14 protein-coding genes are annotated in these 14,036 nt (G+C 35.3%); 3 read left to right on the top strand and 11 right to left on the bottom strand.

The window, feature by feature from the left end; translation table 11 throughout:
- The first annotated feature begins 14 nt into the window (after nucleotides 1–14).
- The gene (locus tag M2373_RS17925; protein WP_259112561.1) at nucleotides 15–599 is read left to right on the top strand and encodes a hypothetical protein; all 585 of its coding nucleotides are present in this window, start codon (nucleotides 15–17) and stop codon (nucleotides 597–599) included.
- An 11-nt stretch (nucleotides 600–610) separates the two neighbouring features.
- On the opposite strand, the gene M2373_RS17930 is transcribed toward M2373_RS17925, so the two are convergent.
- From M2373_RS17930 to M2373_RS17970, 9 genes are all read right to left on the bottom strand, one after another.
- The gene (locus M2373_RS17930; RefSeq protein WP_259112562.1) at nucleotides 611–1,240 is read right to left on the bottom strand and encodes a peptide deformylase; all 630 of its coding nucleotides are present in this window, start codon (nucleotides 1,238–1,240) and stop codon (nucleotides 611–613) included.
- A gap of 146 nt (nucleotides 1,241–1,386) precedes the next feature.
- On the bottom strand, nucleotides 1,387–2,259 hold the full coding sequence (locus M2373_RS17935; RefSeq protein WP_259112565.1) for a ChaN family lipoprotein: 873 nt from the start codon (nucleotides 2,257–2,259) through the stop codon (nucleotides 1,387–1,389).
- 294 nt (nucleotides 2,260–2,553) lie between these two features.
- The gene (locus M2373_RS17940; protein WP_259112567.1) at nucleotides 2,554–3,582 is read right to left on the bottom strand and encodes a hemin-degrading factor; all 1,029 of its coding nucleotides are present in this window, start codon (nucleotides 3,580–3,582) and stop codon (nucleotides 2,554–2,556) included.
- 4 nt (nucleotides 3,583–3,586) lie between these two features.
- A complete protein-coding gene (locus M2373_RS17945; RefSeq protein WP_259112568.1) occupies nucleotides 3,587–4,237 on the bottom strand; it encodes a class I SAM-dependent methyltransferase in 651 nt (216 codons plus the stop codon).
- A 1-nt stretch (nucleotide 4,238) separates the two neighbouring features.
- Complete coding sequence (locus M2373_RS17950; RefSeq protein ID WP_259112569.1) at nucleotides 4,239–5,009, bottom strand: heme ABC transporter ATP-binding protein; 771 nt, start codon at nucleotides 5,007–5,009, stop codon at nucleotides 4,239–4,241.
- Nucleotides 5,009–6,049 carry an iron ABC transporter permease gene (locus tag M2373_RS17955; protein WP_259112570.1) on the bottom strand — a complete coding sequence of 347 codons (1,041 nt, stop codon included), beginning with the start codon at nucleotides 6,047–6,049 and terminating at the stop codon, nucleotides 5,009–5,011. Before M2373_RS17955 ends, M2373_RS17950 begins: the two co-directional genes overlap by 1 nt.
- Nucleotides 6,033–6,911, bottom strand: a complete 879-nt coding sequence (locus tag M2373_RS17960) for a hemin ABC transporter substrate-binding protein (RefSeq protein ID WP_259112572.1) — start codon at nucleotides 6,909–6,911, stop codon at nucleotides 6,033–6,035. The genes M2373_RS17955 and M2373_RS17960 overlap by 17 nt, the downstream gene beginning before the upstream one ends.
- A gap of 24 nt (nucleotides 6,912–6,935) precedes the next feature.
- Nucleotides 6,936–8,042, bottom strand: a complete 1,107-nt coding sequence (locus tag M2373_RS17965; protein WP_259112574.1) for an HmuY family protein — start codon at nucleotides 8,040–8,042, stop codon at nucleotides 6,936–6,938.
- A 10-nt stretch (nucleotides 8,043–8,052) separates the two neighbouring features.
- Complete coding sequence (locus tag M2373_RS17970) at nucleotides 8,053–10,185, bottom strand: TonB-dependent siderophore receptor (protein WP_259112575.1); 2,133 nt, start codon at nucleotides 10,183–10,185, stop codon at nucleotides 8,053–8,055.
- A gap of 94 nt (nucleotides 10,186–10,279) precedes the next feature.
- Between M2373_RS17970 and M2373_RS17975 the strand changes: the two genes are divergently transcribed.
- A complete protein-coding gene (locus M2373_RS17975) occupies nucleotides 10,280–11,095 on the top strand; it encodes a T9SS-dependent choice-of-anchor J family protein (RefSeq protein ID WP_259112576.1) in 816 nt (271 codons plus the stop codon).
- 199 nt (nucleotides 11,096–11,294) lie between these two features.
- On the top strand, nucleotides 11,295–12,578 hold the full coding sequence (locus M2373_RS17980) for a T9SS type A sorting domain-containing protein (RefSeq protein WP_259112577.1): 1,284 nt from the start codon (nucleotides 11,295–11,297) through the stop codon (nucleotides 12,576–12,578).
- Between the two features lie 190 nt (nucleotides 12,579–12,768).
- On the opposite strand, the gene M2373_RS17985 is transcribed toward M2373_RS17980, so the two are convergent.
- On the bottom strand, nucleotides 12,769–13,059 hold the full coding sequence (locus M2373_RS17985) for a putative quinol monooxygenase (RefSeq protein ID WP_259112578.1): 291 nt from the start codon (nucleotides 13,057–13,059) through the stop codon (nucleotides 12,769–12,771).
- A gap of 91 nt (nucleotides 13,060–13,150) precedes the next feature.
- Nucleotides 13,151–14,035: a sulfite exporter TauE/SafE family protein gene (locus M2373_RS17990; RefSeq protein WP_259112579.1), complete on the bottom strand. Its 885-nt coding sequence runs from the start codon at nucleotides 14,033–14,035 to the stop codon at nucleotides 13,151–13,153.
- Nucleotide 14,036: the final 1 nt, after the last annotated feature.

The following is a 14,036-nucleotide window of genomic DNA, read 5'->3' on the forward strand; positions in this document are numbered from 1 at the left end:
AATATAATCTACCAATGAAGAGAATTGAAAATATATTGGTTCTATTTTTACTGTATAACTGCTCTAAAAACAAGCATGAGAATACTCGCACGTTTTTAAATTCTAAAAATGATTTTAGCGTATCTGCATTTGAAAAAAAACTGAATTATGTGAAGGGCAATGATTCGTTAGAAATTCCTCCGGCTATATATGATAAGAGATTAAATAAAGATTATCTGAATGGTGCTTTTCATTTTTTAATATTGAATAAAGATAATTCTTACTATGCTATAGATTCAACCAGATTATTTCCTTTAATGTGTGGAAACCGGTCTGAGTTTTCAAAACAGGACTCCATTAATTTCATCAGAGAAAGTACTACTCATATTCAAAAATTAAAGCCTATAAAAACAGCTGAAATAATTAAAATTTTAAAACAGAATCAAAATACGATTGTCAATGCAGACCATATAAATCCTTTAAATATTTCTTTTGCCCTTAAAAATGATATATTGCAAGGTTCTGCTATGTATGATATTATTAATTTCATGGAAAACAATGGTATGAAATTATACACCATTCGAAGAATGAACGAGTACGAAATAACGAAAACTAAATAAAATTACACTCATCATCTCGTCATCGATTCACTTTTCTTAAAGGCATCCACTTTTTTGTAAGAATTATTTTTCTCTTTTTCTTTCTTATCAGAAATTAAAATACCGAAAAGATGGTCGATCTCATGCTGGAAAATTACGGCTGTAAAACCTTCTACAATTTCCGAGTATTTCTGACCTTTCAAATCCACATATTCCAGTTGAATTACCTTACTTCTATAAAACTGATCTCTGAATTCAGGAATTGATAAGTCACCTTCCGGACCCAAATTCTGTAATTCGGATCTCCAGACGATCACAGGATTCAAGAAATATTCTAATGGCTCGCCTTCTTTGTCAAAACGCTGAACCCAGATAATTTTTCTGTTAATTCCCACCTGAGGAGCTGCTATACCTACTCCACCATCTGTTGAGAGAAGAGATTCTTTCATTCTTTTAACTAAAACTGCCGTGTTTTTGTCCAGGGGATCTATTTCTGTCGAGAGACTCAATAACGTTTTATGTTGATTCTCATCTGTCGTCTGATAAATCGGTAACGCAGAATTTACGTCGCCTTGATTGATAATGGAAATCTCATTGGAAGTCAGTTTCTGAGCATGAATTAACCCTATAAAAAGGATAAATAAAAGGGATAGCTTTTTCATTTCTTGGAGAATGTTTTACAAATATAATTAATGTCTTTTACATATGAAGGCTTCGACTTCGCTCAGCCTGACAGTGAATAATACTACGAATAGTATTAGCGTTGTCAGGCTGAGCGGGGTCGAAGCCTTTATTAATGATAGAAAATCTAATAGGTTTTCGTCATATCAGTCGGAATAATCAGATTGAAATCCGTTGGAATATAATCTTTTTCAGGAACCTTTAGTTCAGGATTTTCAGATTCAAAAACAGAGATCACTGCCATTTTAAGATTTGGATTTTTCTGTTTAATGTACCAATAAATTCCTCCAAATTCTTTGCTGTGGTAATTTCCGTTGTAATGAATAAACGTTTTTCCAGTCTGAAAATTTTTCAGAATAGATTCCGCCATTGTTGCGTCTTTGGTGGCCTGAGCCGAAATAAAATTCATCACTTTTGTTCCGTCCGCGTGGTCACCCATCATGGCTTTCATTTCAGGATAACCAGGAGTGTCCAACGTAACTTTTATGGGTAATTGAGCGATGTAAGATTTATCTTTTTCAGTTAAATTATTCAAAGATTCCAACCCTTCTTTTGCCGTCTGAGATGCATATCTTCTTGGAATGTTGGTGGCTATAAAGTTCAGTTTCTTTGTTTTAGCAAAATCGACCAACGGTTTATAATCTGTTGCATAATTATTCCATAGCCGCGCTGAATCTTTTAAAGTTTTAGCATCAAACTTTCCGTTTAAATATTGGTTTAACTGAGGCTGATTATCTCTTTCAAACATTTCAGCCCCCAAAATAAGCTGTCCGTTTTTCTGTGCAAACAAAGCCTCCGTAATCTTCAACTGAAGCCAGTGATTGATCGAACTGTTATGATTTTCACCAAAGAAAACCACATCATAATCCGCCAGTTCTTTAACCAATTTTTCAGTCTTGATTTCTTTTCCTTTTTTATCATAAAACTGATAAGCTTTAAAGTTTTGAGCACTTAATGAGCAAAAACCGGCAAGCAATATCGCGATGAATATATTTTTCATTTTATTATAGTTTTTATTTAACGTAAAGGTCGCAAATTTACCCCGTTAAAACATTTAGAGTTGCATAAAGAAATGTACACAGGTTTCGAGAGCCTCAGCCTGACAAACCAACTGTTTAAACCCTTAATCTATCTTCATTTCAACAGATAATATCAACGTTTGTCATGCTGAGCCTGTGGAAATAATTTTTAAATAAAGAAATAGTAACATTTGATTTACGATGATATAAATTCAGAATTTATAAAAAAAGCCGCCTTGAAAATACAAAACGGCCTTATAAAATCATCTAATTATTTATTTTTCTAAATCTGCTACAAGGTCTTTCCACTCTTGTAACTCAGGAATTCCCGGTTTTCTTTTTCCGAAGAACTGAACGATAAAATCACCTTCGTTATTAAAAACTTCGATGGCTGTTACCTCACCATCTTCCGTTGGTTTTTTAACGATCCATGCTTCAGCGATTTTCGTTACATCAAGGTGCAAATTGAAATCAGGATCCATTACATTGAACCACTGTTGGTGCCAAAGTGTTTTTTTTACATTTCCGGTATGGATCTGGATAATTCCTCTGTTTCCAACGAAAATCATGATTGGAAGTTGTTTTTCAGAAGCATCTTCTAAAACGTTTACCACTTTGGAGCTGTCGATCTTCTTTGTGAAACCTTCCGGAGCCAATCTCAAAGCCTGCGTTCTGCTCACACCGAATTTTCTTGTCATCATGAAGAAATCGTGTGTATCCTTCAGTTCTGTCCATGCTTTTTGGAAACCTTCAACATCAATTTCGGAATCTGCTTTTTCACCAGCTTTCGGAGCTACAGTTTCTAATTCTAATGTAGAATTTTGCTCATCAGCTTTAAATTTCTCAACAATAACGTCGAAAGCAGCGTCATTGCTGTCTTTTGTTAAGTAAATTTTGTGTAACGCCAAACCATCTTTTCCGAAGAACTGAAGGCTTTTTTTGTCACCTTCCACAACACCAAAAGCGAATTTCCAATGGTTTAGGAAAATTCTCAAATCGATGTCTTCCCCTACAAAAAGTTGAGCGTGAGGACTGCTGAAATCACCGTTCAGGTAAGTTCCCTTTCTCTCGTGAACGCATTCGTCGTTACGTGTAAGAGCCATCACTTTTCCTAACTGTTCAGCTTCTGTTAAAATATCTTTAAATTCAGGTTTAAGGATAGTAACTCCTTCACCTACGTTTGTTGCCAATAATTCAGCCTCGCTTACGCCAAGTTGATCAGCTGCATTTCTAATTCTTAAATGCGGATTTTCAGCTTTCAGAGCTTCCCATTTTTCTTTCAAATCATTAACTAATGTGCTCATTATTTTATTTTTTTATGGTTAAAACTGTATAATTTCTTGTCATTGTTTCGTCTCCGGTTTTACTTTTCACCTGCTCTTCTTTTTCGGAGATTTTCATTCTTTTAAAATGGCTTTTGGAAACTGTCTCTTCCATTTCATCTGTATTGTACAACGTAAAATCGAACTGTGTGAAAGGTAACTTCTCCATGAAATCTCTCTGTCCGAAAGTGAGAACAAAAGTTCCGCTATCTTTCAAAACTCTGTAAATTTCATTTAAATATTCAATCGGTTGCTCCCAGAAATAAACCGTGTTTACGGTAAATATTTTGTCGAAAGTTTGATCTTCAAAAGGTAATTTTGTTCCTTCATACAACACAAAATTCGCCTGATTTTTAAATTCTTCATTCAATCTTTTGGCTTCATGATGCATGGTTTCAGAAATATCAATTCCTGTATATTTTACGTTTTGAGCTTTATTTAAAATACTTTTAACGTGAGCTGCGTTTCCATGACCTATTTCAAGAACCATTTCATCGTCTTCAATTAAAAGTGTTTTAATGCTTTCCAGCGTCATTCCGATGTTGGTAGCATTCATCATTTCACCAATTTCAATTCCTTTTTCTCCTTGAGGATTGGCTAAATTTTGAGCTAATATTTTTAAGTCTTCTCTTTCCATATTATCCGAAAATAATCATTGGGTTATTAGTGATTGGATGTGGGCAAATCGTACAAGGAAAATTGTATGCTTGGCTAATATTTTCAGCCGTGAAAACCTCATCAGGCGTTCCGTAAGCAGCGACTCTCCCCGATTTCATTAATAATATTTTATCTGCAAACTGAGCAGCAAGATTTAGATCATGCAACACCACAATCGCAGAATTTGTATTTTCAGTAAAGTTTTTAATGATTTCCAGTGCTTTGTATTGATGTTTAACATCCAGATTATTCAAAGGTTCATCAAGAAAAACCAGTTTATGGGTAATTTCATTCTCGAGCTGCACCATGACTCTCGAAAGATGTACACGCTGTTTTTCACCGCCCGACAGCGTATTATATTCTCTGTCTTTGAGATGGAAAACTTCAGTTTCGTGCATTCTTTTGTTGACAGCATCAAAATCTTCTTTTCTGGGCTGAGCATCAAAATAAGGGTAACGTCCCATCATCACAACATCTTTTACCTCAAGAGTAATATCGTTACTGTTGTGCTGTGAGAACTTTGCTTTATGTTTTGACAGTTCTCTGATTTCCCAATCGTTCAGAGTTTTATCTTTAAATAAAATTTTCTGTTTTGATTTCACCTCATTCGCCAGAACACTCAGTAAGCTTGATTTTCCGGCTCCGTTTGGGCCAACAATCGCCAAAAATTCACCATACCCCAAAGAGACATCAACTTTATCCAGAATATGGAACTCTTTATGTTTATAACTGATCTGATGTGCTTTAACCATTAGATTGACTTTTTAAATTTCAACAAAATAGCGATAAAAATTGGCGCTCCCATCATGGCCGTTAAAATTCCGATGGGTAACTCGGAAGGCTGTACAATGCTTCTGCTTATCGTATCTGCCGTCAGTAACAAAACACTTCCGAAAATAGCTGATAAAGGCAAAATAAAATTGTAATTTGATTTAAATAAAAGTCTTAAAATATAAGGAACAATCAATCCTACAAACCCAATCGTGCCTGAAAAAGCAACGCAACTTCCCACCATTAATGATACAATGATTACGATTTGCTTTTTGAGCCTTTCAACATTAATTCCTAAATGCTGAGCATCTTTTTCCCCCAACATCATCGCATTTAAAGCTTTTCCTTTGGGTAAAAGAATTGCATATGAAAGTATTAAAACTACAGCCAAAACAATGTTTTTCGTCCAGGTTGCAGCTGCTAAACTTCCCATGTTCCAGAAAGTTAAATCTCTCAACTGTTCATCTTTTGAAATATAAATCAGAAAACCAACAATTGAAAAACCGATGGCTGAAATGGCAACGCCCGACAAAAGCATCATCACAACATTCGTTTTTCCTCCGCTTGTGGAAATTCTGTACACCAGCAGCATCGCCAAAAGCGAACCAATGAAAGCTGCAATCCCTACCAGCGAAAACTGTACTACTTCAGGAAGATACTCTCTGAAATATCCTCCTAAAACAATGGTAATCGCTGCCATTAATGTAGCTCCCGCAGTAAGACCTATCAAATCTCCTGTTGCTAATGGGTTTCTGAATAATCCCTGCAGACTCGTTCCTGAAACCGACAGCATGCTTCCGATAAGAATTGCCATGATAATTCTGGCTGCTCTTACGTCCCAAACTACATATTTATCACTTAATGATAAACCCGAATCTCCCTGTATTACTTTTCCTAAAACTTCAAACGCAGATTTACCCCCAAAGTCGTAAACCCCTGTATTAAGAGACCATACTGCTATGATGACAAGCAGTATGGCACTTATTGTTATATAAAAGTATAATTTACTTTGTGTTTTCAACTAAAAGTTTGTTTAATCCTACAGCAGCCTCTCCTAATCTTGGTCCGAAACTTGAAACCAAGCCTCCGTCCATTGCAATAATCTTTTTGTTTTTACCCGCGTTTGTTTGCGAAACACCCGGCATTTTTAAAGCACCTTCATTTCCACCGGCACCTTCTAATCCGCTTGAGAAAAAGAATAGTACGTCAGGGTTTGCTTTTACAACCGCTTCAGGAGTCAATGGTTTGAAATCTTCGAAATCAGTTACTGCATTTTCACCGCCCGCAAGACCGATCAATGCGTCCATTGGTGTATTTTTACCTGAAACCATCAACATATTTCCTCTTGCGTAGATGAACAATACTTTTGGTTTTTTCGCGATAGGCTGAATTTGTTTTAAATCAGCATCAATTTTATCATTTAATTTCTGATAATCTGAGTTTCCGATCGCTTTTGCTACGTCTGCGATTAATTTTTTGGTTCCGTCAACGGTAAATTCCTGTTTAAAAGTTTCAGCTTTGATTCCCGAAGACTTGATTTTCCCCATTAATTCAGGGTTGATATCTTTATCAGAAGCTAAAATTAAGGTTGGATTTACCGCCATGATCGGCTCAATCGTCATTGATCTCATATGACCCAAATCTTTAGCAGTAGCTTTTAAAGATTCCGGATATGTACTCGTAACGTCAGTACCTACGATTTCTTTTTCGTGACCTAAAGCTGCTACAATTTCTGTAATTCCGCCATTAAGGGTTACGATTTTATTATTAGATTTTGGTGTTTCTGAAGTAGTTTCAGTAGCATTTTCCGATTTTGCTCCTGTTTCTTTTTTACATGAATACACTGCAACAAGTACCGATGCTGCCAATATGAATTTTTTCATGATATACTATTTAATTGATTTATTTTATAAAGGATTATATTCGAATTCAGGAAAACCTCTGACTCCGTCTTTCGTAATTTTTGAGAATTTAAGTTTGAAATAATTTCCTTCAGGATCTTTGATCACATAAAAACGGTCTCCATAAACTTCAAGCCCATTTACTCCTACAGGATTTCTCCAGTTTGGACCGATAGAACGCTGATCGTTGTAGATAAATTTGGATGCATCCACATCTGATTTTTTAAAATCTTTATATGTTTGTGCAGCAACATTGGCAGCTACTTTAACTTCATATGAAGCAGCCCCTCCTACAATATTAGTCGTTACAAAATCACCGTAAATATAGGTTCCTGAACCCGGAATAACATTTGTAAATACAGTAAAATTGAGGTCCCAGTCTTTTTTCTCAGGCTGAATAAATACTTCTTTATTATTTACAAGACTTACAAAATTAAAATTGTAAGCAGCATTTTTAGCAATAATTAATTCCTTATGAGTAGTAGCATTTAATTCTGCATATTTTACTTTATAACCGTCACCTGATCTTACAACCTGAACTTTCATCCATCCACGACTATCTCCTCCTGTAGTAATAGATCCTACAGGAACACTACCTGTATATAGGTCTTTGCCCATATTCACAAGATAAATAGCATTTTCAGAATCTACCGCACTGATATCTGCTATTGCAGTACGATCAGTAGGAAAGTTTCCGTTAACATCATCGATATAGGATACGTTGGCAGGATTAAAATTAGCTACCTGTATCTGATTTTTCAACGCCGTTACATCAACTTCTTTCACCAAGTCGATATCCGTAGCATTAGGAATATTTCCTGCTGCCATCATAATTGATGAATTGATAATCACTTTGAATGAACTTCCTGAATAAAATCCCATGTCCCAGTCTGTTCTTTTGGTAAACGTCTGTTTTGGCTGTTCTTTACCTCCTACAATGGTAATATCACTAAGATCCAACCATACCTGATTTGGCTGTGTAGGTCCGCCAACATTAGCATCCACAAGAATACCGTCTGAAGGCAAAACTGCTACAGGGTCTTCATTATCATTAATACAAGATTGGGTTACTAGTGATGTTCCTATTAAAAGATAAAATAGTATTTTTTTCATTGTAATAATTTTAAAAATTGTAGTTTACTCTGGCAAAATAACTTCTGCCATAGAATAGGTTCTGGTCTCCGGCTGCTGCATTGTGTCCATCACCTGAAGTCACGGTATTTCTTATTGTTGAAACATCAAAGATGTTTTTGATACCTAGACTCACTTCAAAATGATTCTTAAAGAAAGGCTGGGTAACCGTAAAGTTCAGCATATTAAAGTCCTGAACTTCACCCAAAACAAATTGTCCGGGATCTGTGCTTATGCTTGTGGAAGGTGTGTAAGTATACTGCTTTCTTTTACCGGTGTATTTATAATAGAGTGCAAAAAGCGTTTTTGTATTATCCAAAGTATAGTTGGCACCTAAGTTAGCTTCAAGGTAGAAATTGTAGTCGCTCGGCGAAGTAATCTGTCCTGTATTTAACGCCTGAGAAATACCCATTACCGAAACTCCGGTATTTAATGAGAAGTTATCTTTTCTAAGATTTAATCCTCCGCCAAATAAAAGAGATTTGTAATTATCTACATTCAAATACGTATATTTCAGGGGCTGAAGATTTACAATTACGCTTTCAATTCTGTCATTAACATCCAGATACATTCCTGATAAGCTCAGGTTAAACTTCCATGCTCCTGAAGAAGTTGTATTATAATCCCAGAATAATCCTGCAGAATAACCGGTTTCCGGTTTTAGATTTTCATTTCCACGAATATCGTGATTGTTATCTACTACATATGTGTATAATTCATCGTAGGTCGGAAATCTATTTGCAGATCCGAATACCGCACGAATATCTGAATTTTGAGAAGTATTAAATTTCGCTGTTACAGAATAGTTGTATTGTGAATCGAATCTATCGCTTAATGCTAATCTTACTCCGGGACGTAATGACAGCCAGTTATTAACATTCCATTCTGCCGATAAGAAATTAGCATAATTGAATATTGTTCTTTCTATACTTTTCCCGTTATTATTAGATTCAAATGTCACAGAATTGGCGTACCCATTCGTTCTGTCCAATTCATATCCCAACTGGAAATTAATTTTATCACTATTCAGGAAATTACTGAACATCCCTCTTGAATACAACACTTTTGATTCGTAGAAAGTAAGTTTTGGATCTTTTGACATAATCTGTCTGTTTGGAACGTCATAATTATAATCCTGATATTTTCTTTCCTGAGTCTGATAAGAGAAGTCTCCGGTATAATTTATTCTTCCGATCTGAGTCTGAATATTAAACTGATGAAGCCATCTGTTGGTAAAATAATCTGTGTCTTTTGCTATAAAAGTTTTATCTCCAGAACTATAGTCAGGACTGATAAGCTGGTTATAGCTGTTAATTTCTTCGTTAAGATAGTTTACTTTATAAAAGAAAGATGTTTTTCCTTTGGCATAACGTATGGCAGCATTGGTGATCAACTGATCTTTTGGAAGCCATTCGTAACCTCTGTTACCGTCATTTCCTTCGCTGAAATATTTATATCCGTTATATCTCCCTTTATATCCCTGAAAATCGTTATGATTAATATCGGCAGTTACCGTCCAGTTATCATTGATTCTGTATCCTAAATTTAAAGACTGAACATGTCGTCCATTTCCTTTTTTAAACCAGTCATAGTCTTTACCCACCGTTTCTTCCTGCAAAGAAATCTGGGCATTGAATTTTCTTGCGTAATTTTTCTTGGTGATAATATTAATAACCCCTGCCACTGCATTATTACCATACTCAACTCCCATAGACCCTTTTACAATTTCTATTCTTTCAATATTATTAACATTGATTTTTGTAAGATCTACCAGGTTTCCCATCCCCTGATCGCTTACGACAGGGATGTTATCAATCAAAACTTTAGTATATTGTCCGCTAAGTCCAAGAATATTGGCATTGGAATCTCCGGTTCCTGAATTAGGCTGAACTAAAATATTAAGATTTTGGTTAAGAACTTCAGCTGCATTGGTTACAGCCATATTTTTAATCTGCTGTGCATCAATTACTTCAACTTTATAAATAGATTTATTGATAGATTGTTGCATATATTGCCCCGTGATGACAACTTCTTCTATTTTATTTTGATTAAGAGAATCTTTTTCCTGTGCATTCATCCAAAAGAACATGGATAATGATAGAATGGAAAGCACTTTCTTCTTCATAGACGCAAAATTTTTCGCAAATATAGGGCTTTATTTAGAACAATTAAAAATAATTATGTATTTTTGTGGAACAATTCTAAATAAAAATAACGTTATGAATTTAAAACTACTTTTAGGAACCTTAATGTTAACGGCTGTTACAGCTAATGCACAAGTAGCAACAATTAATGAAAACTTCGACAACTTTACAGCAGGAAATACTACTTTCCCTCAAAACGGGTGGTCTGCAGTGGTAGCATCACCTACAAACTCATTCCCTCCTGTACCTCCGAGAATGATTGTTGCCGCAGATACAAATTCTAATAACAAATACATTCAATCATATGCTGGTAACAATCCATCGGATCCATCATATCTTATTACTCCTCAGATTGTAGTGCCTGCCGGAGATAAAACTTTGTCATTTGCTGCTACCGCTGTAGATCCTTATACAAGCCCGGCAACAATTCAAATCGGAGTAGCATCCAACCCGGCGGATATGTCAACTTTTGTTGCAGTAGGAAGTCCCATTACGATTACTGGTCCCGGAACAATCCAGAATATTAATGTTCCGATCCCAGCTTCTAACGGTTCATACCTTGTTTTTAAATTTACTCCGACAATAGCCCACACTGCTATTCAGATCGATAACGTAGTATACAACACGACTTCTACTTTAGGAATCTCTGATGCTACAAAATCTAAAGAAGAAATTAAATTCGCTGTAAACTCAGACAACACAGCATTACAGTTTATCGCGAAAAAAGATCCTAAGAATGTGCAGGTATATTCTGCCTTAGGACAAAAAGTATCAGAAGGGAAATTAAGCGATCAGAAATTTGACATCAGCGCTTTACAGGCAGGTGTTTATTTTATCCTAATTGAAACTGCTGAAGGAACTGCTGTAAAATCAAAATTCATTAAGAAATAAGATTTATTAGACTATAATTTGCATTTTCAAAGCTGGTTAATCTGTTGATTAACCAGCTTTTTTTGTTTGCCAGATGCGTAGATTACAAAAATTTAAAATTAAACACGACAAATATCATGTTTTTATTTAGAATGATTAAAAATAAATATCTACTTTTGTGGAATCATTCTAAATAACAGAAAATAAACATTAAGATATTATGAAAACAAAACTACTCCTTGCTTCAATGTTTGCATTAAGTGTAAATCAGACAGCATTAGCTCAGGTAGATGCCAACGGATACAACACAGTAAACCTGACAATGGGCCCTTCTTATCAGAACCGTGTATTTTTTGATCTTAGCTCAAACAGTATCGTTTCTCAGCCAGCCAATACATGGGACGTCGCATTCTACAGAAACTCTGCAATGAATTTTGGAACAAGAATTAATGATGCTCAGAATATTGAAGTATATCAGGCATCTGCAACGCCTTCGGACTGGAACAATATTACAACAAACAATGTTTCAACCTATGGTGCGGCTTTATACAACCCGGATGTAACCACTACCCTCCAGGAAGGAGCTTTCGAACAGGGATCTGCCACTTATGGCTGGGGAGATTATAATGGGGGAACTCATCACATAGAAGGAAAAGTGATCTTTGTTTTAAAATATCTGACTTCAGGGCAGTATGTGAAATTCATGATTGATGATTATTTTGGAGGGTACACTTTCAAATATGCAATCTGGGATACAGCAACTTCTTCTTGGGGAGCTACACAAACTAAAACAATTGCTAACGGAGCTGATGATGCTTACTTCAACTATTTCTCTTTTGCAACAAATGATAAAGTAGCTAACCTTGAGCCCGCAAAAGCAAGCTGGGACCTAATGTTCACAAGATACTGGACTTTTTATGGCAATATCATGATGTACAGAATGGCAGGAGTTGTTCAGAATTCAAATATTACTGTAGCAAGAGTACAACCTGAAACACAGGCAACAGCTACCTCAACTTTACCTGCTTCAACTGCATTCTCAAGCAATATCACAACTATCGGGCACTCTTGGAAGCCAACAAGTGGAGCTCCTATTTCCGATGTGGTTTATTATGTAAAACAAGGTTCAGATTACTACAGAATGTATTTCATTTCAAATGACGGTACTTCTACAGGTAATATGTATTTTAAATATAAAAATATTACTTCAACATTAGGTGTTACCGATGTTGCCAATAAAAAAGCTTCTTTCGGGATCTATCCAAACCCTACAACTGCTGATAAGCAAGTAACTGTTTTATTCGATGTTAAAGAAAAAACAGGAAACAAAGGAAGTGTAGAAGTATATGATCTATCAGGTAAAAAAGTATATTCAGCAGAATTGACAAATCAGACTGGTTTCTATAAGCAGGATTTAAACCTATCTCATCTTTCTTCAGGAAATTATTTAGTAAAAATTAATTTCGGTGGAAGTTCAGAAACCAAAAAACTGATTGTAAAATAATACAAAGTGAATTGTAAATCATCAATTAGTTACAATTCATGATACAATCTAAATTTTAATACTTTCTATTTTTTCTAATAAAAGGCTGCTCATATCATGAACAGCCTTTTAATTTTTTATAAAGTTCAGAGGGTAGAAATTACTTTTAAAGCCCCTTCTTCCAGCTTCAGTCAGTCTTCCAGCCTAAAACTTACAGTGTTTTATATCCTTTATATACTTGTGTAGAGCTTTCCAGCATTTTCGAAACATCTTTTCTGAAATCAAGCAAATGATCCTGCCCATTGTGACGGTTCAGATGTTCCTCACTCTCCCATAACTCAACCATAAAGAAAGTACCTTTATTGTCTTTATCTTCAATAAGATCGTATTGCAGACAGCCTTCTTCCTTTCTGGTTTCTCTTACTAAAGTCTGAAAAAGTTCAACCGCTTCCATCAAATAGTTTTCATTAAACCTGAAAAGCGCGATTACATGTATATTCATTATTATTTTTTTAATGATGTAAATGTAGAATATTTTCAAAATCAAAAGTATTTTTCCACCTTTTATTTTTCCACATTAAAGAAAATTTATATCAGAAAACAGATTTATAGATCGTTATTGAACTCATGACAATAACTAAAATTCCGATTACTATAAACATACTTTTTACGGGTAATTTTGCCGTAAGCATTGCTGAAAAAGGAGCCGTAACAATTCCTCCGATCAGTAAGCCTAAAATGATACTCCAATGCTGAATTCCCAATGTAAAAATAAAAGTAATAGCGGCCGTTAAGGTTAAAATAAATTTAGCGACAGTAGAACTTCCTACCGCAAATCTTGGAGTAAAAGAATTCTTAATTAAAGTACCCGTTACCAGTGGGCCCCATCCTCCGCCTGCAAAAGCATCGATAAAACCGCCAATGACACCAAGCCTTGTAAGATTCGTTTTCTTTTTCAGCTTTTTATCCTGTTTTTTCTTAAAAGCATTCGATAAAATCTGAATTCCCAGATATAAGGTATAAAAAGAAATAACAGTTTTGGTTATTTTCGAATAATATTCACCGAGATAGGTCAGTGAAACCGCTCCTATTACTGCTCCGATAATAGCAGGAATAGCTAATTTTTTCACTAAACTTTTACTTACATTTTTCAGCTTGATATGGCTGATACTTCCGGCTGCCGTTGTAAAACTTTCTGCTGAATGAATACTAGCACTTACAGCGTGCGGAGGAATCCCCAGGAATAAAAGAGTCGTTGTACAAATCACACCATAGCCCATCCCCATAGAGCCTGCTACAATTTCTGCCAAAAACCCAACCAGCATCATCCAGTAAAAAATGTAATGGTCTCTCGCTAAAATGGTCAGTAATTCATCGAGATATCCTAATTCATACATCGAGAAAACCACGATCAACAATACTGCCAGTGTTATAAAAAGCACGTTGAGCCTGAGTTGAATTTTTCTTGAAATTACCATA

It is taken from the genome of Chryseobacterium sp. JUb7 (genome assembly GCF_024806495.1).
Lineage (GTDB): Bacteria > Bacteroidota > Bacteroidia > Flavobacteriales > Weeksellaceae > Chryseobacterium.

Bases quoted from the DNA above. Each gene is read 5' to 3' on its own strand.
- M2373_RS17925 (WP_259112561.1), top strand. From the start codon at position 15: ATGAAGAGAATTGAAAATATATTGGTTCTATTTTTACTGTATAACTGC.
- M2373_RS17930 (WP_259112562.1), bottom strand. From the start codon at position 1,240: ATGAAAAAGCTATCCCTTTTATTTATCCTTTTTATAGGGTTAATTCAT.
- M2373_RS17935 (WP_259112565.1), bottom strand. From the start codon at position 2,259: ATGAAAAATATATTCATCGCGATATTGCTTGCCGGTTTTTGCTCATTA.
- M2373_RS17940 (WP_259112567.1), bottom strand. From the start codon at position 3,582: ATGAGCACATTAGTTAATGATTTGAAAGAAAAATGGGAAGCTCTGAAA.
- M2373_RS17945 (WP_259112568.1), bottom strand. From the start codon at position 4,237: ATGGAAAGAGAAGACTTAAAAATATTAGCTCAAAATTTAGCCAATCCT.
- M2373_RS17950 (WP_259112569.1), bottom strand. From the start codon at position 5,009: ATGGTTAAAGCACATCAGATCAGTTATAAACATAAAGAGTTCCATATT.
- M2373_RS17960 (WP_259112572.1), bottom strand. From the start codon at position 6,911: ATGAAAAAATTCATATTGGCAGCATCGGTACTTGTTGCAGTGTATTCA.
- M2373_RS17965 (WP_259112574.1), bottom strand. From the start codon at position 8,042: ATGAAAAAAATACTATTTTATCTTTTAATAGGAACATCACTAGTAACC.
- M2373_RS17970 (WP_259112575.1), bottom strand. From the start codon at position 10,185: ATGAAGAAGAAAGTGCTTTCCATTCTATCATTATCCATGTTCTTTTGG.
- M2373_RS17975 (WP_259112576.1), top strand. From the start codon at position 10,280: ATGAATTTAAAACTACTTTTAGGAACCTTAATGTTAACGGCTGTTACA.
- M2373_RS17980 (WP_259112577.1), top strand. From the start codon at position 11,295: ATGAAAACAAAACTACTCCTTGCTTCAATGTTTGCATTAAGTGTAAAT.
- M2373_RS17985 (WP_259112578.1), bottom strand. From the start codon at position 13,059: ATGAATATACATGTAATCGCGCTTTTCAGGTTTAATGAAAACTATTTG.
- M2373_RS17990 (WP_259112579.1), bottom strand. From the start codon at position 14,035: ATGGTAATTTCAAGAAAAATTCAACTCAGGCTCAACGTGCTTTTTATA.